This is a genomic window from Pseudomonas sp. AF03-9 (assembly GCF_020515815.1).
In the GTDB taxonomy this organism is placed as follows: domain Bacteria; phylum Pseudomonadota; class Gammaproteobacteria; order Pseudomonadales; family Pseudomonadaceae; genus Aquipseudomonas.
The window spans coordinates 32,666-57,007 of sequence record NZ_JAHPJF010000024.1 but is presented as its reverse complement, the minus strand read 5'-3'; the positions used below and the strand labels follow the sequence as shown (position 1 = coordinate 57,007).

Sequence of the window (24,342 nt, the reverse complement as noted above, 5' to 3'; positions counted from 1 at the left end):
CAAAACGCCATAACCGGGAAGCCCATGAACCTTCGCCTCCGCAACAACGTCAGTGTGATGGGCAACGGCCGCTCGACCCTGGTGTTCTCCCACGGTTTTGGCTGCAACCAGGCCATGTGGCACTACTTGGCGCCGCCATTCACCGAACACTTTCGCGTGGTGATGTATGACCTGGTCGGCGCCGGCCTGTCGGACCTCAGCGCGTTCGACAAGCACAAATACAGCACGCTGGACGGCTATGCCCGCGACTTGAACGAGCTGATTGACGCCTTCACCGTCGGCCCGGTGATTCTGGTGAGCCACTCGGTCAGCGCGATGATTGCCACCCTCGCCGACCGCCGGGCCCCCGGACGCATCGCCGCCCACGTGATGATTGGCCCGTCGCCGCGCTACATCGATGCTGATGGCTATGTCGGTGGTTTCAAGCGCAGCGACATCGATGACCTGCTCGACACCCTCGACAGCAACTACCTCGGCTGGTCCAGCGCCATGGCACCAGTGATCATGGGCGCGCCTGAACAGCCCGCGTTGAGCGAGGCCCTGCGCGACAGTTTCTGCCGCACCGAACCGGAGATCGCCAAGCAATTTGCGCGGGTGACGTTTATGTCCGACAACCGCAAGGACATCGCCGGCCTGGCTACCCCGGTGTTGATCCTGCAATCGAGCGACGACCTGATCGCCCCCGTGGCCGTCGGCGAATACCTGCACGGCGTGTTGCCCAACAGCACCTATTGCCTGGTGGACAACGTCGGCCATTGCCCACACATGAGCGCGCCGCAGGCGTGTGCGGCAGCGATGGAGAGTTTCCTCGCACCCTGGACCGTCGCCCATGCCGACTAAGCTGTTCGACAACGCCGCCTGTGCCCTGGCCGCAACGGCGGAGGACGGCACGCTCCTGCACACCAACGCACGGTTCAGCGAATGGCTCGGGTTCAGCGCCGTGGAGTTGTGCGGGCGGCGTTTCCAAGACCTGCTGACCATGGGCGGGCGGATCTTCCACCAGACCCACCTGGCGCCAATGCTGCGCCTGCGTGGCAGTGTCACCGAAGTGAAGCTGGACATGCTGCACCGCGACGGGCACAAGGTCACCGTGCTGCTCAATGGCACCCGGCGTGAACAAGCCGACGGCGCGGTGTACGACCTGGCGTTGTTCGGCACCACCGACCGCGACAAGTACGAGCGCGAACTGCTCAACGCACGCAAGCTGGCCGAAGCACTGTTGCAGGAAAAAACCACGACGGAACTTGCCCTCAAGCAAGCCCAGGCCGAACTCGGCGAGGCATACGCCATCGCCCAGCGGCGCGCGCTGTTTGCCGAGCAGATGGTGGCGATCGTCAGCCATGACCTGAAAAACCCGCTCACGGCGATCCGCATGGCTTCTGATTTCCTCAGCCGTGGCGAACGCAGCGCCAAGGAGCGCCAGTTGCTGGGGCACATCAGCCAGTCCTCCGAACGCGCCCAGCGCATGATCGCCGACCTGCTGGACTTCACCCAGGCCCGGGTCGGCCACGGCATCAGCATCAAGGCCGCACCGCTGGACCTGCACGCAGTGACCCGCCAGGCCGTGGATGAACTGCGCGTGGCATTCCCCAAGGCGATCCTCGCGCATCACACCATTGGCAGCGGCGATGCCAGCCTCGACGCCGACCGCGTGCAACAGATCATCGGCAATCTGGTGGCCAACAGCGTGGCCTATGGCGACCTGCAACAACCGATCAGCATCACCTCGCGGCTGGGGGCCGGGCATTGCGAGGTGGCGGTGCACAACCATGGCGGCGTGATCCCCGCAACCCTGCTGGCCGGGCTGTTCGAGCCCATGACCCGCGGCACCGACCAGGGCAGCGACGTGCGCAGCGTCGGCCTGGGCCTGTACATCGTGCGGGAATTGGCCAGGGTCCATGGTGGAGATGTGGCGGTGAGCTCTACTGAGGGCGGCGGCACCACGTTCAGTGTGCGCTTTGTGGGAGATGGGGGTGGACCCGTCAATGTTGCCGGTGACTGACTTCAGCCAATACTGAACACCGTCCCCTGCATCACCGGCTCCACACTCCCCGTCAACACCACACCGCCCTCGCCCGCCCAGTGCACGGTCACCGTGCCGCCGTCGCACTGCACCTGCACCGTGGCATCCAGCAAGCCACGACGGATGCCATTGACCACCGCCCCGCAACAGCACGAACCGGAGCCCAATGGCACACCGCCGCCGCGCTCCCAGATGCGCAGGCGGATGTGCCCACGGTCGAGCACTTGCACAAAATGCACATTGGTCTTGGCCGGAAACAGCGGGTGAATTTCCAACGCAGCACCTACGGCGGCCACATCGACGGCGGCAAGATCCGCCACAAAAAACGTGCAATGCGGGTTGCCCATGCTGCAGGCCGCCGGCTCGCCCTCAAGGGGCAACCTCAGCGTATCCAGGGCCTCGGCCAAGGGCACGGCGGCCCAGTCCAGGGACGGCTCGCCCATGTTCACCGAGACTTGCCGCTCCACCTGCCGCACACACGTCAGCAAACCGCGGTCGGTGCGCAACACGATAGAATCGCTGCCCGCCTCCAGCATCAAGCGATCTGCCACGCCACGGGTCGCGCTGCCGCAGGCCTGCAGCGGCGTGCCGTTGGGGTTCCAGAACTTGATCCGCGCCGCTGCATCATCGCAGTCGAGCACCACGGCGAGCTGGTTGAAACCGATACCGGTATGGCGGTTGCCCAGGCGGCGTGCGACTTGCGCGGTGATCGGGTCGTCGCGCCCACGGCGGTCAACGATGATGAAGTCATCGCCGTGGGCGTGCATTTTTACGAACTGCAAGGGCATGGGTGGTCCTTATTCGAGCCGGGAGATGAGTTGCAGGGTGGGTCAGAGCGTGGTGCCCATGGCCTTCATCAGCACCAGATCCCGCGCATAAATATCCGGCGCGTAGACCAAGCCACCCTGGCGGTCGACTTCCACCGTCCAGTACCCCAACAGCACCGGCACCGGCGTGGCCAGGCGGAATTCGTGGGTCACCCCAGTGGCCAGCAGTTCATCGGTGCGCGCACGTTCGGCCGGGCTTACCAGCAGGTCACGCAGCATCAGCGGCTGTTCGACGCGCACACACCCCGAGCTGAACGCCCGTGGGCCCTTGCTGAACAGCGGCTGGCTCGGCGTGTCGTGCAGGTACACCGAATACGGGTTGGGAAAGCGCATCACGATCTTGCCCAGCGGGTTGCGCGGGCCGGCTTCCTGGCGCAGCAGGATGTTGCCGGGGCGCGCCCAGTCGATCTGTTCGGGTGCCAGCGGACGACCTTCGGGGTCGAGCACTTGCAGGTTTTGCTGGCGCAGATACTCGGGGTTGAGGCGGATGGCCGGGAGTTTGTCCTCGCGCATGATGGTCGGCGGGATGGTCCACGTGGGGTTGAGGGTCAGCCGGGTGATGCGCGACTTGAGCAACGGCGTCTGGCGCTCGGCGCGGCCGACTTGCAGGCGGGTTTGCCACACCGGGATGCCACTTTGGTACACGCTCAGTTGCGCGGCGGCGACGTTGACCAGCACGCCCTCGGGTTCCAGGTCCTGGGCCAGCCAGCGGAAGCGTTCGAGGTTGATGCGCAGCTGTTCGCGGCGAATTGCCGGGCTGATGTTCAGCTCGGCCACGGTGCCGGCCCCGATCACACCGTCAGCCTGCAGGGAGTGGCTGAGCTGGAAGGCCTTGACTGCCTTGACCAGTTCGTCGCGGTACAGCTTGCCGGCGGGCGCGGTGGCCAGGTAGCCGCCACTGACCAGGCGCCGCGCCAGTTCCGGCACGCGGGGGTCGTCCATGCCGGGACGCAATAAAGGACCGCTGGCGACCGCGTCCCAGTGCGGCAATGGTTGCTGACGCACAGTGGAATAGGCGTTGCGCAGGCTGCGGTACAAATCGGCGCTGGGCCGCGCCTGATCGAAGGCTTGGGCCATGTCGCGCAGGCCGGTGGCGGCAAAGGCCAGCACTTCGGTGTTCGGGTCGCGGGTTGGCGGCTGGGCATGCCATAGCGGTTCGTAGCGCGATTGTTGCAGGCGGCCGTAGTGCAAATCCTGCAAGGCTTGCAGGTAGTGGCGGCTGCCATCGATGTCGCTGCACAGCACATTGGCCGTGGCATCCGGCGTGGGTTGGCTATAGTGGGTGGGGTCCAGGCCGTCGTCGGCGAGCAGCAACAGTTGGGTGTGCAGCGCTTGGCGTTGTTCGGCGGACCACAACGGTACGTCGCCTTGCTGCTGGTAGAACGCTTGCAGGCGCACCAGCGCGGCGGCGTCAATCTGCGGCGCGAGGCTGGGGCAAACACCGGGCAGTGCCGCCAGGGCTTGTTGAATCGGGCTGGGTGAAACAATTGGCACAGGTTCGGCCGCCAGCTCATCGGCTGTCGCGACCAGTGGTGCAACGAGCAAGCAAATGCTCAAGTAACATGCGTGTTTTTTGAACAATTGGCTTAACTCCAATCCACAGTGGGGGGATGTACTGTAGATGCTAACTTTTTTGTGCCGCCTGGGTTTGATCACCATGAGCCTGGCCGCGTTGGGCAATTATGCACTCGCCGCCAATGGCAACCCTCCTTCCTTGTATAGCAGCCTGGCGCGCTCGGCTCCAGAACTCAATCCCACTGTACTGAAAAGCGCCCTGAGCGCGATGCAATGTGCGGTCAACAATGGCGAGGAACGCTCCGAGCGCCTGGCCGTGATCGACTACTCCCAGCCCTCGACCGCACGTCGGCTATGGATCTTCGACCTGCGCAAAAAGACCCTGGTGCTGCGCGACCTGGTGGCCCATGGCGCCAAGTCCGGGGAAAACTTCGCCACGCAGTTCTCCAATCGCGAGGGCAGCCATCAATCCAGCCTGGGCCTGTTCCGCACCCAGGAAAGTTATCTGGGCACCCACGGCTACTCGTTGCGCATGGATGGCCTGGAACCGGGCTTCAATGATCAGGCCCGCGACCGTGCGCTGGTGATCCATGCGGCCGATTACGTCAGCCCCCTGTGGAGCAAGCGCGAAGGCCGTATCGGCCGCAGCCAGGGCTGTCCCGCCGTGCGCCCGCAGGTGGCACGCCAGGTGGTAGACAAACTCAAGGATGGGCAGTTCATGTTTTCCTGGTATCCGGACCAGCACTGGCTGAAGTCGTCGACCTACCTCAACTGCAAACCCCAACAGGTGGCGAGTAGTCGTACAATCCGTGGCGGATAGCCTGTCCCCATCGATAAAAGAGAGCATCGCATGCTGCTACATACGTCCACCTGGATCGAAGTCGGGCAGTTCCTGGAACGCAGCCGCACGGTGGTGATCCCCATCGGCTCCAACGAACAGCACGGCCCCACCGGCCTGCTGGGCACCGATTGGATGTGCCCGGAAATCATCGCCCATGAGGCGCAGAAAAATGCCGACATCCTGATCGGCCCGACTTTCAATATCGGCATGGCCCAGCATCACCTGGGCTTTCCCGGCACCATCTCGCTGCGCCCTTCCACCTTTATTGCTGCGATTGGCGATTGGGTGCGCTCGCTGGCCGGGCATGGTTTCGACAAGATCCTGTTCCTGAACGGCCACGGCGGCAACATCGCCACGATTGAGGCGGCGTTTTCCGAGCTGTATGCCGAAGCGAGCTTCGCCCGCCGTCCGGCCGGGTTTGCGCTGAAGCTGGTCAACTGGTGGGACCTGGAAGGCGTCAACGACCTGGCCCAGAAGCAGTTTCCGGTCGGCCATGGCAGCCATGCCACGCCATCGGAGATTGCAGTGACGCAGTGGGCGTACCCGCAGTCGATCAAGGTCGCCGAGTACTCGCCGCAGATCGCCAACACTGGGCCGATCCGCGAAGCGCTGGACTTCCGCGCACGTTTCCCCGACGGACGCATGGGCTCGGACCCGGCGCTGGCGACAGTGGAGAAAGGTGGGGAGTTGGTGGCGTTGGCGGCGCTAGGTTTGGTCAAGACGGTCAACGCGTTCAGCAACGAAGCCAAGCCCTAGGTCACACACAGATCAAAAATGTGGGAGCCCGCTCCCACACAAACCCAGCTCAACAGTGGATTGGTGCTGTGCAGACTACTTGCACTCCTGCGCCACCAACTCCAACCGCGACGGCGTCAGCGTCGATGCCAACGGCTTGCGCTCATACAAGAACACCTTGGTTCCGTCCTGGGTCTTGTAGGCCTCCAGCACATCATCCGCCGCAATCTTGCTGGTCAACACCACCTTGGCGTGACGCGAGTTCTGCGTGACGGTCGAGGTGATGCCGTGTTTTTCAAGCTTTGGCAGCACACACTGGGCATAGCCTTCAGGGGTCTTGGCGGTGAGCAGGGTCAATGTCGGCGCATTCGGGGCAGACACACAACCGGCCAGCCACAGTGAAGCAAAGGCCAGGGCCGGGGCGAAAAAATAACGCATATAAATTCCTGAAAAAATAACAAAAAAGTTCACATCAACCGGCTTGGACCAACGCCTTGAGCGATGCATCAAACCGTTGCAAGGCCGCTTGCTGGACATCCCGCTGCTGTTCGATCTGCGCGGCAATTTCCGGCGCCGCCTTGTCATGCACCCACACCGACGGTACTTGCCGACGCACAGCACCTTCGGCCTTGGCGATGTATTGCAGGTTCGCGTTGTAGAACCGTGCGATAAAACGTGCCTCGACCTGATCGTTCCGCGGAGTCAGCAGTTGATTGTGGGTATCGAGCATCACCACCACTTCGGGGTGTGCCTGCACCAGGGCATCCAGGTTGTCGTAGACGGTGACCGACAAAAAGGTGCCTTGCAGCGAGTTTATCAACCAGTCGATAGCCAGTTCCGGGTCGGAACTGTTGACGAACGCCTGGCGGATACGCTCGTCGAGGGCATCCCTGGCGCCGTTCAAGGCCATGTCATGGTAGCGTTCAAGGTAACTGAGGTTGTCGCGGGTATTGTCGCTTAACAACACCCCTACCGACTGCGCATGTTGCAGGGAGTCTACGCTAGCGTCGATAGGTAGCAAATGGCTACTATTCAAATCATCGGCGATGGCCGCGTTGTTCATGGCCACCGAGCCCAGCATCACCAGCATCAAACCCAGCTGAATTATCGTCCTCATCGCGCGTTTCCTTGAACAGCGTTTCGATGGGACAATTCTGCGCTTTTCCTGAAAAAACAGAACTTGCGATCCGTGATGGTGACTATTATCTGAACCAATAGTGCCTAGATAAAAATAGATAAGGACCCGCCATGAAGCCCCACCAGAAAACCTTCGACCGTATCCGCGATGCCGTACTGCCGGAGTTTCGCGAGCGGATCGCCGACTACCTGGTCGACTATGAGACGGTACTACAGGACGAAACGGCCGACGCCGAGCAACGTTGCGCCAGCGCCCAGCAATTGCGCGGTTACCTGCGTGGTTTGAACACCACACGGGTACTGGGCATGGCCGACTGGGAAGACCTGGACCGTCGCGTGGCCCAGGAATGGCTTTAAACCGCTAGAGCGCAGGCCGCTGCAGGTTGACCCAGGCTTGTACCGACGGCCGCTGCCATTGGCGTTGCGCATAGGCGACCAACTCGGCGGGCACGCTGTCGCCATTGAGAATCAGGCGATTGAGCATCACGGCCAGGTCCACATCGGCAATCGACCACGTGCCAAACAGAAAGTCCGGGTTACCCGCCAACAGCGCCTGTGCCGCACTGATCAACTTCTGCGCGGCAGCCTGGGCCGCAGGCGAAAAGGGCGGCATCTTTTGCCCGTAGAACACCACCAGCGTCGAACGTTCCTGGCGGATGGGCAGCAAATCGCTGCGCAACCACGCCTGGACCTGCCGCGCCCTCGCCCGCTGCTTGGGGTCGACGGGGTACACCACCGTCGCGGGGTACGCCTCGTCCAGATACTCGGTGATTGCCGAGGATTCCGACAGGGCAAAGTCACCGTCCACCAGGGTTGGCACGCGTTGGGTCAGGGACAATTGGGTGAAATCCGCAGCCTGCTGTTGCGCCGAGTCCAAGTCCAGGGTCTGCGTATCAAACGCCAAGCCCTTCTCGCGCAGCGCGACAAATACCGACATCGCGTAGGGGCTGGTGAACTGGGCATCAACGTACAGGCGCAACGAGGGTGAGTTCATGACAGGGCTCCTTGGGTGAAAGCCCACGTTACGAGATGGCTGGCAAGAAAGACAATGGCAGCTTTTTATAGGGGCATTCCTGGCGGGAATGCTGGGACCTATCCGGCGAACCCGCCCTTGTCCAAAAAGGCCTGCTCGTGCTCAGTGCTGACGCGGGCCAACACCCTGTTGCGATGAGGAAACCGCCCGAAGCGCTGAATAATCTCGGCATGTTCCTTGGCCCAGTGGTAGGTGTTGGCGTCCAGCGCCTGGTTGAGCACCAGGGAACGCTGCTGGTCCACCGGGTCTTCCGAATGCTCAAACGGTAGGTAGCAGAACGCACGCAAGGCAGGCTCGATCAACTGGTCCAACCCGGCCTCGACCATGCGCCCGGCATACAAGCGCGCCAACGGGTCGGTGGCGAACATATGGGCAGTGCCGCGAAAGGCATTGCGCGGGTATTGGTCGAGCAGGATCAGCAGGGCCAGGGCGCCCTCTGCCGAGTCCAGCCAGCTTTCCAGCTCACGGCGGGCGGCTTGCAGGTGGGCGCTGTGGAAGGTGTCGCGGAAGCTGGCGTCGAAGGCCTCGTCCTTGGCGAACCAGCGTTTGGGGCCGGCGTGTTGCCAGAAGTCGATGACGGTTTTCGGGGTGGTCATGGTGAAGGCCTGCGAAAGCGGTTTGGCAGACCTTAGCAGAATCCAAGGCACGACGAAGCTCGCTCCCACAGGTTAGAAACCGACAGCGGGCAGATTAATGTTATAGAATAACACCCGCTTTCCCCTCTACCCTGCGACCCTTGCCCATGACCGACGCTGTCCCCCTGCGCCAACGCCTGCTTTCCATCGACGCCCTGCGGGGCCTGGTGATCCTGTTCATGCTGCTGGACCACGTGCGCGAAACCTTCCTGCTGCACCGTCAAGTCAGCGACCCGATGAGCATCGACAGCACCGAACCCAGCCTGTTTATCAGTCGCACCCTCGCCCACCTGTGTGCGCCGGTGTTTGTCTTGCTCACCGGCTTGTCGGCGTGGCTGTACGGCCAGAAATACCAGGGCCGCCGCGATGTGTCGGCGTTTCTGTTCAAGCGCGGGCTATTTCTGGTGGTGCTGGAATTCACCCTGGTCAACTTCGCCTGGACCTTCCAGATGCCGCCAGCAGTGATCTACCTGCAAGTCATCTGGGCAATTGGCGTGAGCATGCTCGCCCTCGCCGCCTTGGTGTGGTTGCCGCGGCCGCTGTTGATCGCCGTGGCGATTGGGATTATCGCCGGGCACAACCTGCTGGATGGCCTGCACTTCGGGCCGGGCTCGATGCTGCAGAACGGTTGGGCGATCCTGCATGAGCGCAGTTGGATCGAGGTCGGCGACAACCTGCGCCTGCGCATCACCTACCCGGTGCTGCCGTGGATCGGCGTGATTGCCTTGGGCTACGGCCTCGGCCCGTGGTTCGCCAACGGCTCACCGCCGCTGCTGCGTCAGCGCTATTTGGCGCTGGCGGGCGTGACTGGGTTGGTCGGCTTTGTGCTGTTGCGTGCGTTCAATGGTTACGGGGAGAAGCCTTGGCAGAGCTATGACAGTGGTGTGCAGACGTTGATGAGCTTTTTCAACGTGACCAAATATCCGCCTTCGCTGCTGTTCCTGGCGCTGACCTTGGGCATCGGTCTGCTGCTGTTGCTGGCGTTTGAACGGGCCGGGCACGCACGTTGGATCGGCCTACTGGCCACGTTTGGCGCGGCGCCGATGTTCTTTTATCTGCTGCATTTGTATGTGCTGAAAGTGTTCTATGTGGCTTGTATTGCGCTGTTTGGCCTGAATCATGGCAGCTATTTCGGCGTCGACGGTATGGGCGCAATTTGGCTGGTAGCGCTGTTGCTGCCGTTGGTGCTGTATCCGCCCGTGCGTTGGTTTGCGGGGCTCAAAGCAAGGCGTCGTGACTTGGCCTGGCTCAAATACCTCTGACTCTACGCAGGCCAAATGTGGGAGTGGGCTTGCTCGCGAATGCGCTGAATCAGCCAGTGAATCCGTTGACTGACACACTGCATTCGCGAGCAAGCCCGCTCCCACATTTTTTTGAACCGTGTACTGCTCAGCAATCAGGCCAGTTCAGCACGCAGCTGGCGGGCGGCCGTGACCATGTGAATCAACGCCGCTTCGGTCTCCGGCCAGCCACGGGTTTTCAAGCCGCAATCCGGGTTCACCCACAAACGCTCGGCCGGAATCCGCTTGGCCGCCTTGCGCAACAAATTGGCCATCTCCGACGCATCCGGCACCCGTGGCGAGTGGATGTCGTACACGCCCGGACCGATTTCGTTCGGGTAAGCGAAGGCTTCAAACGCCTCCAGCAACTCCATGTCCGAGCGCGACGTTTCGATGGTAATCACATCGGCATCCATCGCCGCAATGCTCTCGATCACATCGTTGAACTCGCTGTAGCACATGTGGGTGTGGATCTGGGTTTCGTCGCGCACACCCGAGGCGCACAGGCGGAATACTTCGGTGGCCCAGTCCAGGTAGTGCTGCCACTGCGCCTGGCGCAACGGCAAACCTTCACGGAACGCCGCTTCGTCGATCTGCACGATCTTGATGCCGGCCGCCTCCAGGTCCACCACTTCGTCACGAATCGCCAGGGCCAATTGCCGTGCCTGCACTTCGCGGCTCACATCTTCGCGGGGGAATGACCACATCAGCATGGTCACCGGGCCGGTCAGCATGCCCTTCATCACTTTGTGGGTGAGGCCTTGGGCGTAGCGGATCCACTCCACGGTCATGGCTTTCGGGCGGCTCAGGTCACCAAAAATCACCGCCGGTTTCACGCAACGTGAACCGTAGCTCTGCACCCAACCGAACCGGGTGAACACATAGCCGTCGAGTTGCTCGGCGAAGTACTCAACCATGTCATTACGCTCGGCTTCACCGTGCACCAGCACGTCCAGGCCGAGGTTTTCCTGCACTTCCACGGCGTGCTTGATCTCGCTGTGCATGGCTTCGACGTATTCGGCTTCGCTCAACTTGCCGGCCTTGTACGACTGGCGCGCCAGGCGGATCGACGCGGTCTGCGGGAACGAACCGATGGTGGTGGTCGGAAACAGTGGCAGGTTCAGGCCCGCGCGCTGCTGCTCGATACGCTGGGCAAACGGCGACTGGCGCTGGCTGTCCCTGGCAGTGATCGCCGCAACCCGCGCTTGCACCGCAGGCTTGTGGATACGCGGCGACGCGGCGCGGGCGGCTTGCACGGCACGGCTTTGTGCCAAGGCCGCGACAACATTCGCTGCCTCGGGTTGATTGACCGCCTGGGCCAGCACCGCCACTTCGGCGCATTTCTGTACGGCGAATGCCAGCCAGCTTTTCAGCTCCCCATCCAGCTGGTCTTCACGCCCCAGGTCCACCGGGCTGTGCAGCAGCGAGCAGGATGGCGCCACCCACAGGCGGTCACCCAACTTGTCATGGGCGTGCTGCAGCGTCGCCAGGGCTTTTTCCAGGTCGCAGCGCCACACGTTACGACCGTTGACCACGCCCAGGGACAGCACTTTATAAGCCGGCAGGCGGTCGAGAATGGTCGGGTACTGCTCCGGCGCCCGCACCAGGTCGATATGCAAACCATCCACCGGCAGGTTCGCCGCCAAACCGAGGTTCTCTTCCAGCCCACCAAAATAGGTGGCCACCAGCTTTTTCAGCGGGTCGCGCTGGATCAGGTTGTAGGCACGCTCAAACGCGTTTTTCCAGTCCTGCGGCAGGTCCAGCACCAGGATCGGTTCGTCGATCTGTACCCACTCAACCCCCAATTCGGCGAGGCGCTGGAAGATCTGGCCGTACAGCGGCAGCAGGCGATCGAGCAGGTCGAGCTTGTCGAAGTCGCCGCCCTTGGCCTTGCCCAGCCACAGGTAAGTCAGCGGGCCGATGATGACTGGCTTGACGTTGTGGCCCAGCTCGCGGGCTTCCTGCACCTCTTCGAACAGTTGATCCCAGCCCAGGTGGAACTGCTGGTCAGCGCTGAATTCAGGCACCAGGTAGTGGTAGTTGGTGTCGAACCACTTGGTCATCTCCTGGGCGTGGGCGCCGCCGCAGCAGCTGTCGCTGACGCCACGGGCCATGCCGAACAGGGTGTGCAAGGTGGCTTTGCCATCGGCTGGGCGGAAGCGCTCGGGGATCACGCCAAACATCAGCGAGTGGGTCAGCACCTGGTCATACCAGGCGAAATCCCCGGCGGGCAGCAATTCGACACCGGCCTGTTTTTGCAGGTCCCAGTGGGTTTTGCGCAGGTCACGGCCCACGGCGCGCAAGCCAGCTTCATCGAGCTCACCCTTCCAGAACGCTTCCTGCGCTTTTTTCAGTTCACGATCGCGTCCAATGCGCGGAAATCCCAGGGAATGAGCGACTGCCATGACTAACAACTCCAATGTCGATATTTATGGCAGCCATTGTCGACAGTCAGCGATAGTGAGACAAACTCATATTATTCTAGATGATCACAAGATCTACTCATGTTGAGATCAGGTGTACATAGAACGCGTGGAACATGAAATACGCACACACCGCCAGTGCCACGCCCATGCAGCGATTGAACACGGTGAACGCCGACGAGCCATTGATCCGCCGTCCGAGCACTGCACCCAGCAGTGAATAAACCCACGGCGCGCCGAACGCACCAACCGCCAGCACCGCCGACACAAGCGCGATGGACACCCCGGTGACGTGCGCCGCCGGCAGCATCACACTGGTGATCGGCAACACCGCCATGATGCCCTTGGGGTTGAGCAACTGGATCACCAGGCCATTCCAGAACGTGAGGGTTTTGACGGGTACGGTTGCAGTCGTTTCATCCACGACCGTGCGCGCAGTGAATACCTGATAGGCGAGATACAACGTGTACGCCCCGCCAATCAACGAGATGTACGGCAACGCGGCCTGGGAAATGATCGCCTCGCCGGTGTAGCCAAACAGCACAAACAACAGCAGCATCGCGCACCCCACACCGATGAAAAACCCGGTGGAACGGCGAAACTGCCCGGTGAGCCCGGCGTTGAGGCCCATGAAATTCACGGGGCCGGGGCTGTACATGACGCTGAAGGCGTAGAGGAAGATGTCCATGGAAAACCTGTAGTAGAAGAAGTCTGGCGAGTCTACTGAGGCGTGTTCGGGGAATTCTTGAACGTTTGTGGTGCGCCCTCAACGGGAGCAAGCTCCCTCGCCACAGGTATAGTGTTTGCCTGCAACTTTCAGGAACGAAAGCAACATGGATGCCGTCACCCACTGCCATTGCCGCAAATGCCAGAAAAGCCATGGCGCGGCGCCCGCTGAGACAGGCGCACAGCTGCGTTGAATCGAAGGCGACATGGGCTGAATGAAGATCAAAGGTGGGTCAGGCGACATCTCTACCAGCAGTGCCGCCGCTTTCGCAGCCTCGCCAAAGCTCGACAGCTCCCACAGGGAATAGGGTTTGCAGGCCGTGTCAGGTGTACACAGTTAAAAAATGTGGGAGCTGGCTTGCTTGCGAAGGCGGCGGATCAGGCGACATCTCTGCCTGCCGTGCCGCCGCTTTCGCAGCCTCGCCTAAGCTCGACAGCTCCCACAGGGAATAGGGTTTGCAGGCTGTGTCAGGTGTACACAGTTAAAAAATGTGGGAGCTGGCTTGCCTGCGAAGGCGGCGGATCAGGCAACATCTCTACCAGCAGTGCCGCCGCCTTCGCAGCCTCGCCAAAGCTCGACAGCTCCCACAGGGAATAGGGTTTGCAGGCCGTGTCAGGTGTACACAGTTAAAAAATGTGGGAGCTGGCTTGCCTGCGAAGGCGGCGGATCAGGCAACATCTCTGCCTGCCGTGCCGCCGCTTTCGCAGCCTCGCCAAAGCTCGACAGCTCCACACAGGAGATTGGGTTTGCAGGCTGGAACAGGCATACACCGTTCAAAATGGCGGGTGATGCAGGAAGACCCAGGTGCCCGGATTCGGGGCGGCTTCGCCACCCGGCGCGGGGCAAGCCCGCTCACTACAAAAACGCTGTCGCTGCACGGACAGTCATACACCTGCGCTACGCTCGTAAACCAAGGGCAGCAAATTCCGCCCACTAACCTTCCGATTCGCCCCAAGTGCGGGCACAATGCGTGTCCTTTTTTGGCAGGCACCGCCGCAGGCTCTCAAAAATGATCAAAACGCCGTACTACCTCATCGATAAACAGAAGCTTCTGGTCAACATGCAGAAGATTGCTTACGTGCGCGAGCAGTCCGGCGCCAAGGCCCTGTTGGCGCTCAAGTGCTTCGCCACCTGGTCGGTGTTCGACCTGATGCAGCAATACATGGACGGCACTACGTCGTCGTCGCTGTACGAGCTCAAGCTCGGCCGCCAGAAGTTCGAAGGCGAAGCGCACGCCTACAGCGTGGCCTGGGCTGACGATGAAATTGAAGAGATGCTGGATAACTGCGACAAGATCATCTTCAACTCCATTAGCCAGTTGCAGCGCTTTGCCGAACGTTCCGCAGGCAAGACCCGCGGCCTGCGCGTGAACCCCCAGGTCAGCAGCTCCGACTACCTGCTGGCCGACCCGGCGCGTCCGTTCAGCCGCCTGGGCGAATGGGACCCGGTGAAGATCGAAGGCGTGATCGAGCAGATCTCCGGCTTCATGTTCCACAACAACTGCGAGAACGGCGACTTCAGCCTGTTCGACAAAATGCTCGGCACCATCGAAGAACGCTTCGGCGCGCTGCTGCACAAAGTCGAGTGGGTCAGCCTCGGCGGCGGCATCCATTTCACCGGCGACGACTATGACGTGGACGCGTTCTGCGCCCGCTTGAAAGCGTTCTCCGCCAAGTACGGCGTGCAGGTCTATCTGGAACCCGGCGAAGCGGCGATCACCAACAGCGCCTCCCTGGAAGTCACCGTGCTCGACACCCTCTACAACGGCAAGAACCTCGCCGTGGTAGACAGCTCCATCGAAGCCCACCTGCTGGACCTGCTGATCTATCGCCTCAACGCCAAGCTGGCGCCGAGCGATGGCGAACACACCGTGATGGTGTGCGGCAAATCCTGCCTGGCCGGGGACATCTTCGGTGAGTACCAATTTGATCGTCCGCTGGCCATCGGCGATCGGCTGTCGTTCATCGACACCGCGGGCTACACCATGGTCAAGAAAAATTGGTTCAACGGCCTGAAAATGCCGTCCATCGTAGTGAAACAACTCGACGGTACAGTCGAGGTGGTTCGTGAATTTGGTTACGACGACTACCTGTCCAGCCTTTCGTAAGCTGGCGGATATAGGAGAAAGAAAGCAATTGAAAAAGAACGTTCTTATCATTGGTGCAGGAGGTGTCGCCAAGGTGGTGGCCCACAAGTGCGCGCAGCACAACGACGAACTCGGTCGTATTGCTATCGCGTCGCGCAACATCTCCAAATGCCAGGCCATCATCGACAGCGTCAAGGCCAAGGGTAGCCTCAAAGTACCCGCCGAAATCAAAGCCTTCGCGCTGAACGCCCTGGACGTGGAAGCGACCAAGGCCCTGATCCGCGAGACCGAATCGCAGATCGTCATCAACGTCGGTTCCTCGTTCCTCAACATGTCGGTCCTGCGGGCCTGCATCGACACGGGCGTGGCTTACCTCGACACCGCCATCCACGAAGAGCCGGGCAAGGTCTGCGAGACCCCGCCGTGGTACGGCAACTACGAATGGAACCACCTGGAAGAGTGCAAACAGAAGAACATCACCGCCATCCTTGGCGTGGGCTTCGACCCGGGTGTCGTCAACGCGTATGCCGCGCTGGCGCAGCAACAGCATTTCGACCGCATTGATTCGATCGACATTCTCGACGTCAATGCCGGCTCCCATGGCAAATACTTCGCCACCAATTTCGACCCGGAAATCAACTTCCGCGAATTCACCGGACAGGTGTGGAGCTGGCAGAACAGCCAGTGGACCAGCAACACCATGTTCGAAGTCAAACGCACCGATGACCTGCCGGTTGTCGGTTCGCAGAACCTGTACCTGACCGGCCACGATGAAGTGCACTCGCTGTCGAAAAACCTCGACGTGCCCAACGTGCGTTTCTGGATGAGCTTCGGCGAACACTACATCAACGTGTTTACCGTGCTGAACAAGCTCGGCCTGCTCTCCGAAAAACCGGTCACCACCGCCGAAGGCCTGGAAGTCGTGCCGTTGAAACTGGTCAAGGCCGTACTGCCCGACCCGTCTTCGCTGGCGCCCGGCTACACCGGCAAGACCTGCATCGGCGACCTGGTCAAGGGCACCAAGGATGGCAAGGCACGCGAAGTGTTCATCTACAACGTAGCCGATCACGAAGAAGCGTTTGCCGAGACCGACAGCCAGGGCATCTCCTACACCGCAGGCGTTCCGCCGGTGGCCGCAGCGCTGCTGGTAGCCCGTGGCGAGTGGGACGTGCAACGCATGGCCAACGTTGAAGAACTGCCGGCCGAGCCGTTCCTGAAAGCGCTGGATGTGATGGGCCTGCCGACCCGGATCAAGGACGAGCACGGGGATCGTGCATGGGATGCGATTGCCTGACCGGCGATAGCGGACCGAACAAAAAATGCGCCTTCAGGGGCGCATTTTTTGTTTGGGGAAAACACAGCCCTCATGATTAATCAGATCAAATGTGGGAGCTGGCAGTGCCTGGGCGATCTTCAGCCGAACACTCACTATCCAGCAACACCGATCCACTGTGGGAGCGGGCTTGCCCGCGAATGCGGTGGGTCAGTTAAAGGTAGACTGGCTGACACACTGTCATCGCAGGCAAGCCAGCTCCCACATTTAAATATCAGGGCCTGTTATTCCAGGTTACGAGCTGAATTGCTCAGCGCTCTTGAGCACTGCAACAACGCCCGCTCACGACACAACGCGTTTGCAAGAGAGATCCGTGCGGGCAGGACATAGACGCCACAAAGCGCCTGGGCTATCTTCTGGCGCCCTCTCACAGACCCGGAACAGGAAGTTACCGCTTGAGCACGTCATCCCTACTGCGCGGCCGCACCTTCGCCCTCCTCGCGGGCATCGCCTTTATTGCCGTGGACCAACTGGTCAAACTGCTGGCCCTGGTGTCGCTGCAAACCCAGAGTTTCAAATTCGGCTCCAACCCGTTCAATCTGGCGCTGGAACTGAGCCTGAATCCAGGCGCGTTCCTGAGCCTGGGCGCGGCGCTGCCGCCTCAGGTCAAACAACTGATCTTTATCGTCGGCGTGGCAATCGTGGTGGCCTGGGCGATGGGCTGGTCCTTGTCCAACTGGAGCCAACCGTTGCGCAAGGTCTTGCCGCTCTACGCCATTGCCCTGGGCGGTATCGCCAACCTGATCGACCGCGTCTTCCGTGACGGCCACGTGGTCGACTACATGGTGCTGAATGTGGGACCGACGCATACCGGCGTGTTCAACCTCGCCGACATCGCGATCACCGTCGGGGCGTTGTTATTGATGCTGGATCTGTTTATGAAGCCGCGCAAAGCCTAAGCTTCAAGGGGATTTACGGCAGTGACCGCAAACCCCCGAACTGTCAGAACACCGACCAGCCAATCCGCTCGCTCAACAACTCCAACGCCTTGATCCCCGCCAGCGAATTCCCCGCCGCGTTCAACTCCGGCGACCACACGCACACCGTAAACTGCCCAGGCACCACCGCAACGATCCCGCCGCCTACGCCGCTCTTGCCGGGCAAGCCTACGCGATAGGCAAAGTTGCCCGCCTCGTCATACAGCCCGCTGGTGGCCATGATCGAGTTGACCTGCTTGGTCTGGCGCGCGGTGAGGATCTGTTCGCCGCTGTGGGCGCTCACGCCTTCGTTGGCCAGGAAGCTGAACGCCTTGGCCAGATCCAGGCAACTCATTTGCAGCGCGCAATAGTTGAAGTAGCTGTGCAGCACTGCGTCCACATCGTTGTGGAAGTTGCCGAACGATTTCATCAGATAGGCCATGGCCGCATTGCGTGCGCCGTGCTGGGCTTCCGATTCGGCGACAGTGCTGTTGACCAGGATCTGCGGGTTGCCCGACAGCCGCCGGACAAAATCGCGCATCGACAGGATCGGCACCGCGAAGCGCGACTGGTTGATGTCGCAGATCACCAACGCACCAGCGTTGATAAAGGGATTGCGCGGCCGACCACGTTCGAATTCCAGCTGCACCAGCGAGTTGAACGGCTGCCCCGATGGCTCGTGGCCCAGGCGCTCCCAGATGGTTTCGCCACCATGGTCGATGGCCTGCACCAGGCTGAATACCTTGGAAATACTCTGCACCGAAAACAGTGTTTCGGCGTCACCTGCACAGTAGGCCGTACCGTCGTTACCGTACACGGCGATCCCCAATTGATTGGCCGGCACGTCGGCCAGCGCGGGGATATAGTCGGCGACTTTACCGAGGCCGATCAGTGGGCGCACTTCGTCGAGAATCGACGAAAGCATCACCTGCATGTCTTGTCCTGTCATCTGTCTTGGAATCATTGATAAGCGGGTCGCGGAGGATACTGCAATGCGCGCGCAAGCCCCACACAATCTCTACCACCTGCCCAAAGCTTGGGAGAAATGACCTGACCCTCCAAAAATGCAAAATACTGATACATGTCATAAAATATGATTCAACATTTTAATAATTAGGTTAGAACCAAACGGCATTTTACAGCCCCACCCCCCTGCCCCTACTTTGGACGCGAACAACCGACCCCCTGCCCGGTGGAGGTGCCCTCCCGCACGATAGAAGGACAGACCATGAGCATTGAATTCATCGGCTACATTGGCGGCCACCACGCTTCCGAGATCCACCCGCGCAGCGGCCCGACCCTGCAACCGGATTACGTCGAGACCGTGGCCCGCGCCCACGAAGAGGCCGGCTTCGACCGCGCCCTGGTGGCGTTCCACTCCAACAGCCCGGACAGCACGCTGATTGCCTCCCACGCCGCCAGCGTCACAGAGAAACTGCAATTTCTCATCGCCCACCGCCCCGGCTTCGCCCAACCGACGTTGGCGGCACGCCAGTTCACCACCCTCGACGTGTTCAACGGCGGGCGCACCGCCGTGCACATCATCACCGGCGGTGACGACCGCGAACTGCGCGCCGATGGCAGCCATATCGGCAAGGACGAACGTTACGCACGCACCGACGAATACCTGAGCGTGGTGCGCCAGGAATGGACCAGCGAGCAGCCGTTTGATTTCGCAGGCACCTACTACCAGGTCGAAGGCGCGCACTCCACGGTGAAGTCGCCGCAACAGCCGCATATCCCACTGTACTTCGGCGGCTCGTCCGCTGCCGCCATTGCCGTCGCCGGCAAACATGCCGACGTGTATGCGCTGTGGGGTGAAACCTACGAACAAGTGCGCGAGATCGTCACCCAGGTGCGCGCCGAAGCGGCCAAGCACGGGCGTACGATTCGCTTCAGCCTGTCGTTGCGACCGATCCTCGCCGAGACCGAAGAGCTTGCCTGGGAGAGGGCTGACAGCATCCTGCAACAGGCCACCGCACTGGCCGAGAAAAATGGTTTTGTGCGCCGTGAACCGCCGAACGAAGGCTCGCGCCGCTTGCTGGCAGCAGCGGCGCAGGGATCGCGGCTGGATAAGCGCTTGTGGACCGGGATTGCCGGGCTGCTTGGCGCCCAAGGCAACTCCACTGCGCTGGTGGGCACCGCCGAGCAAGTCGCCGAAGCCTTGGTGGACTACTACGACCTGGGCATCACTACGTTCCTGATTCGCGGGTTTGATCCACTGAACGATGCCATCGATTACGGCAAGCGCCTGATCCCCCTCACCCGCCAGTTGATTGCCGAGCGCGAGCAGGCCCAGCAAGTAGCATAAGCAAGAACACTGCAAAACAATGTGGGAGCTGGCTTGCCTGCGATGCAAACACCTCGGTTGTGCAGATGCACCGAGTTGATGCTATCGCAGGCAAGCCAACTCCCACATTTTTAGATCTGCTGCGTGCCGAGAATCAGTTTTTGTAGTCGGTGTCGGAACGTTCCAACTGCCGCACCAGTGCATTCCAATGCCGCGCTACGCCCGGGCCTTCACCGCTGGCGTGCGCCTTGGCCTGCTGCTCGACTTTTTCCACCACCTCCTTGGGCGGAAAGATCAACTCCGCATTCCCCGCCGCCTGTGCCGCGACCTGGATATTGCACGCACGCTCCAACTGCTGCAGCTGCTGGAACGCATGCTCAACGCTGATGCCGGCGGTCAACAAGCCGTGGTTGCGCAGGATCATCACGCTCTTGTCGCCCAGGTCCGCCACCAGTCGCTCGCGCTCGTCCAGGTCCAGGGCAATGCCTTCATACCCGTGATACGCCACGCGGCCGGAGAAACCGATGGAGTGCTGGGAGATCGGCAGCAATCCGTCCTTCTGCGCCGACACGGCAATGCCGTCGCGGGTATGGGTGTGCAACACCGCTTGCAAGTCGTGGCGTGCGCCATGGATCGCGCTGTGGATCACGTAGCCGGCGTAGTTGATGCCCAGGCCGGTCGGGTCGTCGACAATAGTGCCGTCGAGGTCGACCTTGACCAGGTTGGAGGCGTTGATTTCATCGAACAACAGGCCAAAGGCGTTGATCAGGAAATGCTCGTCCGGGCCGGGGACACGGGCGGAGAAGTGGGTGTAAATGTGATCGGTCCACTTGTACAAGGCCGCCAGGCGGTAGGCGGCGGCCAGTTTGACGCGCACTTCCCATTCTTGTGGAGTGACACGCTGGCGGACATTGCTGGAAACGTTGGAAATCGAGGTGACGCTGCTCATGGCAAAACTTCCTGGATGGCCTTAAGGACTTCCAGGCAAGCCTAGGGGATGGATAAAAATAATAAAAAGCACATTTTAATCTAAGCTAATTATTATTTTTTTTCATAAAAAATCAGGCAACAACACAGAACGAATGTGGGAGCAGGCCTGTGTGGGAGCGAGCAAGCCCGCTCCCACAATAAGCCGCTTTCACTGGGGTTATGCGGCGTCGCGGATCTTGTGCAGGGAAGCGGCGACCAACTTGCCAAACGCATCCACCGGCCCCTGCAAGTTGCCCAGGAAGTGCGGATAGATCAGCCACAAATCCATCACCGGCTTGAAATCCTTGAGCGGCATCACCGCCAGTTGCTCGCGATGGACGCTACGTTCCAGCAGCGGCCGCGGCACCAAACCCAGGCCCAGACCATCCGCCACCAGGCCCAATTGCAGCTCGGTGCCAAAGGTTTCCAGGTTCACCCGCAACGCCAGCCCCTGGTCGGACAAGGTGCGCTGCAACCCGGCGCGAAAACCGCAGCCATCCGGGTTCAAGATCCAACCGTTCTGATACACATCCGCCAGCTTGCAGGGTTTCTTTGGCAGTTGCGCCTTGGCGCACACCACCACCAGCTCCATCTTGCCGATGGACTCGCCGACCACGTTGTCGGGGAAGATCTTGCCTGCCGGGAACAACGCCGCCGCCGCATCCAGCTCGCCGCGTTCGATCTTGCCGACCAGTTGGCTGCCCCAGCCGGTGGCAACCTGGGCGCGCAGGTCGGCGTATTCGGTGCGCAGGTGCTTGAGCGCATCCAGCAGCACCACGTCGCCGATGGTCTGCGGCACACCCAGGCGCAACAGGCCGGTGGGCGGTGCGTCGGTGGCGACCAGTTCCCGCAGCGCATCCATTTCGCGCAGGATCAGCCGGCACTGCTCATACACGCGAGTGCCGATCAGCGTTGGTTTGAGCGGCTTGGTATTACGGTCGAACAGTTCCACCCCCAGCGCTTGCTCGAAGTTCTGTACGCGACGGGTGATGGCGGGCTGGGTCAGTTGCAAGGATTCGGCGGCATGGCTGATGGACTGGCAACGGATCACTTCGACAAAGGCGTCTATATCGTCAATTTTCATTTGGGCCGCACATAGAGATCAGTCATTAAGATGTGTGCGAAGCATAGTTGCAGGAACGCTATCTGGATAGTCCACGCTGTGATCGATAACGTCTAAGCCTAGTCAACCCAGTTCTAAATTACCTTCAGCTATAAGCTAATCATTAAAAAATAGCATATTAACTATAAACATTATGCTTAGATAACTTCTATCAACACCGACTGATGGAATTGCCATGACCCAGGCCAAGCACCCCGAAAGACTCAGAGCCTTTATAGGCGCCCTGGCGGAACTGATCGACGGCAATCCACGCGAAGGCGACCTGCTGCACCGTGGCGGCAAGCTACTGGCGCAACTGGTCAGCCATGATGACTGGCTGCCGGATGAATTCGCCCAACCCAACCCCGAGCGCTACCAGCAATTTCTGCTGCACGCCGATTCGCGCCAGCGCTTCAGCATCGTCAGTTTCGTGTGGGGGCCGGGCCAAAGCACGCCGATTCACGACCACCGAGTGTGGGGCCTGATCGGCATGTTGCGCGGCGCGGAGTTTTCCCAAGGCTTCGCACGTGCGCCCGACGGCAGCCTGGTCGCCGAAGGCAAGCCGATTGAATTGGTGCCCGGCCAGGTTGAAGCGGTGTCGCCCAAGGTCGGTGACATCCACCAGGTGAGCAACGCCTACAGCGACCAGGTGTCCATCAGCATCCATGTGTACGGCGCCAATATCGGCGCGGTGCGCCGTGCGGTGTACCAGCCCGACGGTAGCGAGAAACCGTTTATCTCCGGTTATTCCAACGCCTTCCTCCCGAACATCTGGGATTTGTCCAAAGAAAAGAGCCCTGCCCTATGAGCACCGTATCGACCCTGAACTTCGCCCAGATCCGCCAGGCCCTGCTGGACCATCACGAAATCGCCCTGGTCGATGTGCGTGAAGAGGCGCCCTTCGCCGAATCCCACCCGTTGTTTGCCGCGAATATCCCGTTGTCCAAGCTGGAACTGGAGGTGTACTCGCGCATTCCGCGGCGTGACACCCAGGTCACCGTGTACGACAACGGCGAAGGCCTGGCTGCCCGCGCCGCCGAGCGCCTGGTTGCCCTGGGCTACACCCGGGTCAGCCTGCTCGACGGCGGCCTGGACGGTTGGCGCAAGGCCGGCGGCGAGCTGTTCATCGACGTCAACGTGCCGAGCAAGGCCTTTGGCGAACTGGTGGAAAGCCAGCGTCACACGCCGTCCCTGGCCGCCGAAGAAGTGCAGGCGCTGCTCGACAGCAACGCCGACGTGGTAGTGCTCGACGCCCGCCGCTTCGACGAATACCAGACCATGAGCATCCCCACCGGCATCAGCGTGCCCGGTGCCGAACTGGTGTTGCGCGCCCGTGAACTGGCGCCCGACCCGGCCACGCGCATCATCGTCAACTGCGCCGGACGCACTCGCAGCATCATCGGCACGCAGTCACTGATCAACGCCGGCGTGGCCAACCCGGTATCGGCGCTGCGCAACGGCACCATCGGCTGGACCCTGGCCGGGCAGAAACTCGCCCACGGCCAATCGCGCCGCTTTGCGCCAACGTCGGAAGAACATCGCCAAGTGGCCGCGGCCGATGCGCGCCGCGTCGCCGACAGGGCGCGGGTCGGCCGCGCCACGCTGGCTGACCTGCACAGTTGGCAGCAACAGGCGCACCGCACCACCTACCTGTTCGATGTGCGCACCCCGGAAGAATTCGAAGCCGGTCACCTGCCGGGCGCACGCTCCACGCCGGGCGGCCAGTTGGTGCAGGAAACCGACCACGTCGCCAGCGTGCGCGGGGCGCGGATCGTGCTGGCGGATGACGACGGTGTGCGCGCCAACATGTCCGCCTCCTGGCTCGCGCAACTGGGCTGGGACGTGCATGTGCTGGACGACCTGCAAGCAGCGCACTTCAGCGAGCAAGGACCGTGGGTCGCACCGGTCCCGGCGCCGCCGCAAGCCGAGTTGATCAGCCCGCACACCCTTGCCGAATGGCAGGCACATGGCGACACCGTGGTGCTGGATTTCACCGCCAGCGCCAATTACGTCAAACGCCATATCCCCGGCGCCTGGTGGGTCCTGCGCGCGCAACTACCCGCTGCCCTGGCAGAGGCGCCCGTGGCCGAGCGTTACGTGCTGACCTGCGGCAGCAGCCAGTTGGCGCGCCTGGCGGTGGCAGAAGTCGAAGCCATCACCGGCAAGCAAGTGTTCCTGCTCGAAGGCGGCACCGCTGCCTGGATCAATGCGCAACTGCCGCTGGAAGAAGGTGAAAGCCACCTTGCCTCGCCGCGCATCGACCGCTATCGCCGCCCGTACGAAGGCACCGACAACCCCAAGGAAGCCATGCAGGCCTACCTGGATTGGGAATTCGGCCTGGTGGCCCAACTGGCCCGCGACGGCACCCATGGTTTTTTCGTCATCTGATCAACCCCACCTGCACCCACGCCGGGTGCAGGCCCCACATCCGCCCCTTCTCCAGGCGCAAGCTGAGCCCAATCGGCCCGT

The 24,342-nt window shown here is 61.4% G+C and carries 23 protein-coding genes; 12 read left to right on the top strand and 11 right to left on the bottom strand.

Annotated features, from left to right (window positions below; all coding sequences use genetic code 11):
* Window positions 1-24 precede the first annotated feature (24 nt).
* Window positions 25-840, top strand: coding sequence for an alpha/beta fold hydrolase (locus tag LIY36_RS24680; protein WP_226457508.1), 816 nt, complete (start codon window positions 25-27; stop codon window positions 838-840).
* Window positions 830-2,002 (top strand): PAS domain-containing sensor histidine kinase, encoded by a 1,173-nt coding sequence (locus LIY36_RS24675; RefSeq protein WP_226457507.1) that lies wholly within the window; start codon window positions 830-832, stop codon window positions 2,000-2,002. The genes LIY36_RS24680 and LIY36_RS24675 overlap by 11 nt, the downstream gene beginning before the upstream one ends.
* Before the next feature lie 2 nt (window positions 2,003-2,004).
* Here the strand turns inward: LIY36_RS24675 and dapF are convergent, their stop codons facing one another.
* Together dapF and LIY36_RS24665 are read right to left on the bottom strand one after the other, a co-directional pair.
* Entirely contained in the window at window positions 2,005-2,811 is an 807-nt protein-coding gene (gene dapF / locus LIY36_RS24670; protein WP_226457506.1) for a diaminopimelate epimerase, read from the bottom strand.
* A gap of 42 nt (window positions 2,812-2,853) precedes the next feature.
* The gene (locus LIY36_RS24665) at window positions 2,854-4,431 is read right to left on the bottom strand and encodes a L,D-transpeptidase family protein (RefSeq protein WP_226457505.1); all 1,578 of its coding nucleotides are present in this window, start codon (window positions 4,429-4,431) and stop codon (window positions 2,854-2,856) included.
* Window positions 4,432-4,471: 40 nt separating this feature from the next.
* On the opposite strand from LIY36_RS24665, the gene LIY36_RS24660 reads away from it, so the two are divergent.
* Window positions 4,472-5,185, top strand: coding sequence for a murein L,D-transpeptidase catalytic domain family protein (locus LIY36_RS24660; RefSeq protein WP_192300789.1), 714 nt, complete (start codon window positions 4,472-4,474; stop codon window positions 5,183-5,185).
* Window positions 5,186-5,215: 30 nt separating this feature from the next.
* Window positions 5,216-5,962: a creatininase family protein gene (locus LIY36_RS24655; protein ID WP_226457504.1), complete on the top strand. Its 747-nt coding sequence runs from the start codon at window positions 5,216-5,218 to the stop codon at window positions 5,960-5,962.
* Between the two features lie 75 nt (window positions 5,963-6,037).
* Here the strand turns inward: LIY36_RS24655 and LIY36_RS24650 are convergent, their stop codons facing one another.
* Window positions 6,038-6,379 carry a hypothetical protein gene (locus tag LIY36_RS24650; protein WP_192300791.1) on the bottom strand — a complete coding sequence of 114 codons (342 nt, stop codon included), beginning with the start codon at window positions 6,377-6,379 and terminating at the stop codon, window positions 6,038-6,040.
* 34 nt (window positions 6,380-6,413) lie between these two features.
* A complete protein-coding gene (locus LIY36_RS24645) occupies window positions 6,414-7,058 on the bottom strand; it encodes an ATPase (protein WP_226457503.1) in 645 nt (214 codons plus the stop codon).
* A 131-nt stretch (window positions 7,059-7,189) separates the two neighbouring features.
* On the opposite strand from LIY36_RS24645, the gene LIY36_RS24640 reads away from it, so the two are divergent.
* Window positions 7,190-7,435: a hypothetical protein gene (locus LIY36_RS24640; RefSeq protein WP_192300793.1), complete on the top strand. Its 246-nt coding sequence runs from the start codon at window positions 7,190-7,192 to the stop codon at window positions 7,433-7,435.
* Between the two features lie 4 nt (window positions 7,436-7,439).
* Here LIY36_RS24640 and yfcF read toward each other — a convergent pair whose 3' ends face one another.
* Both yfcF and LIY36_RS24630 read right to left on the bottom strand, forming a co-directional pair.
* The gene (gene yfcF, locus LIY36_RS24635) at window positions 7,440-8,072 is read right to left on the bottom strand and encodes a glutathione transferase (RefSeq protein WP_226457502.1); all 633 of its coding nucleotides are present in this window, start codon (window positions 8,070-8,072) and stop codon (window positions 7,440-7,442) included.
* Window positions 8,073-8,170: 98 nt separating this feature from the next.
* Window positions 8,171-8,707 (bottom strand): DUF924 family protein, encoded by a 537-nt coding sequence (locus tag LIY36_RS24630; protein WP_226457501.1) that lies wholly within the window; start codon window positions 8,705-8,707, stop codon window positions 8,171-8,173.
* A gap of 146 nt (window positions 8,708-8,853) precedes the next feature.
* On the opposite strand from LIY36_RS24630, the gene LIY36_RS24625 reads away from it, so the two are divergent.
* Window positions 8,854-10,008 (top strand): DUF1624 domain-containing protein, encoded by a 1,155-nt coding sequence (locus tag LIY36_RS24625; RefSeq protein WP_226457500.1) that lies wholly within the window; start codon window positions 8,854-8,856, stop codon window positions 10,006-10,008.
* A 134-nt stretch (window positions 10,009-10,142) separates the two neighbouring features.
* Here the strand turns inward: LIY36_RS24625 and metE are convergent, their stop codons facing one another.
* Both metE and LIY36_RS24615 read right to left on the bottom strand, forming a co-directional pair.
* On the bottom strand, window positions 10,143-12,431 hold the full coding sequence (gene metE / locus LIY36_RS24620) for a 5-methyltetrahydropteroyltriglutamate--homocysteine S-methyltransferase (RefSeq protein WP_226457499.1): 2,289 nt from the start codon (window positions 12,429-12,431) through the stop codon (window positions 10,143-10,145).
* Between the two features lie 97 nt (window positions 12,432-12,528).
* Entirely contained in the window at window positions 12,529-13,137 is a 609-nt protein-coding gene (locus LIY36_RS24615; RefSeq protein ID WP_226457498.1) for a LysE family translocator, read from the bottom strand.
* Window positions 13,138-14,185: 1,048 nt separating this feature from the next.
* On the opposite strand from LIY36_RS24615, the gene LIY36_RS24610 reads away from it, so the two are divergent.
* The 3 genes from LIY36_RS24610 to lspA all read left to right on the top strand — a co-directional run bounded on the left by LIY36_RS24610 (window position 14,186) and on the right by lspA (window position 17,494).
* Window positions 14,186-15,283: a carboxynorspermidine decarboxylase gene (locus tag LIY36_RS24610; RefSeq protein WP_192296390.1), complete on the top strand. Its 1,098-nt coding sequence runs from the start codon at window positions 14,186-14,188 to the stop codon at window positions 15,281-15,283.
* Window positions 15,284-15,311: 28 nt separating this feature from the next.
* Window positions 15,312-16,556, top strand: a complete 1,245-nt coding sequence (locus LIY36_RS24605) for a saccharopine dehydrogenase family protein (protein WP_226457497.1) — start codon at window positions 15,312-15,314, stop codon at window positions 16,554-16,556.
* Window positions 16,557-16,990: 434 nt separating this feature from the next.
* Window positions 16,991-17,494 (top strand): signal peptidase II, encoded by a 504-nt coding sequence (gene lspA / locus LIY36_RS24600; protein ID WP_226457496.1) that lies wholly within the window; start codon window positions 16,991-16,993, stop codon window positions 17,492-17,494.
* A 43-nt stretch (window positions 17,495-17,537) separates the two neighbouring features.
* Here lspA and glsB read toward each other — a convergent pair whose 3' ends face one another.
* The gene (glsB, locus tag LIY36_RS24595; RefSeq protein WP_192296393.1) at window positions 17,538-18,446 is read right to left on the bottom strand and encodes a glutaminase B; all 909 of its coding nucleotides are present in this window, start codon (window positions 18,444-18,446) and stop codon (window positions 17,538-17,540) included.
* 294 nt (window positions 18,447-18,740) lie between these two features.
* On the opposite strand from glsB, the gene LIY36_RS24590 reads away from it, so the two are divergent.
* A complete protein-coding gene (locus tag LIY36_RS24590; RefSeq protein WP_226457495.1) occupies window positions 18,741-19,823 on the top strand; it encodes an LLM class flavin-dependent oxidoreductase in 1,083 nt (360 codons plus the stop codon).
* A gap of 133 nt (window positions 19,824-19,956) precedes the next feature.
* Here LIY36_RS24590 and LIY36_RS24585 read toward each other — a convergent pair whose 3' ends face one another.
* Window positions 19,957-20,751, bottom strand: coding sequence for a class II aldolase/adducin family protein (locus LIY36_RS24585; RefSeq protein WP_226457494.1), 795 nt, complete (start codon window positions 20,749-20,751; stop codon window positions 19,957-19,959).
* Window positions 20,752-20,949: 198 nt separating this feature from the next.
* Entirely contained in the window at window positions 20,950-21,855 is a 906-nt protein-coding gene (locus tag LIY36_RS24580) for a LysR family transcriptional regulator (RefSeq protein ID WP_192296396.1), read from the bottom strand.
* A gap of 214 nt (window positions 21,856-22,069) precedes the next feature.
* Here LIY36_RS24580 and LIY36_RS24575 point away from each other — a divergent pair, with 214 nt between their 5' ends.
* Both LIY36_RS24575 and LIY36_RS24570 read left to right on the top strand, forming a co-directional pair.
* Complete coding sequence (locus LIY36_RS24575) at window positions 22,070-22,681, top strand: cysteine dioxygenase (RefSeq protein WP_226457493.1); 612 nt, start codon at window positions 22,070-22,072, stop codon at window positions 22,679-22,681.
* Window positions 22,678-24,261: a rhodanese-related sulfurtransferase gene (locus tag LIY36_RS24570; protein ID WP_226457492.1), complete on the top strand. Its 1,584-nt coding sequence runs from the start codon at window positions 22,678-22,680 to the stop codon at window positions 24,259-24,261. The genes LIY36_RS24575 and LIY36_RS24570 overlap by 4 nt, the downstream gene beginning before the upstream one ends.
* Window positions 24,262-24,342 lie beyond the last annotated feature (81 nt).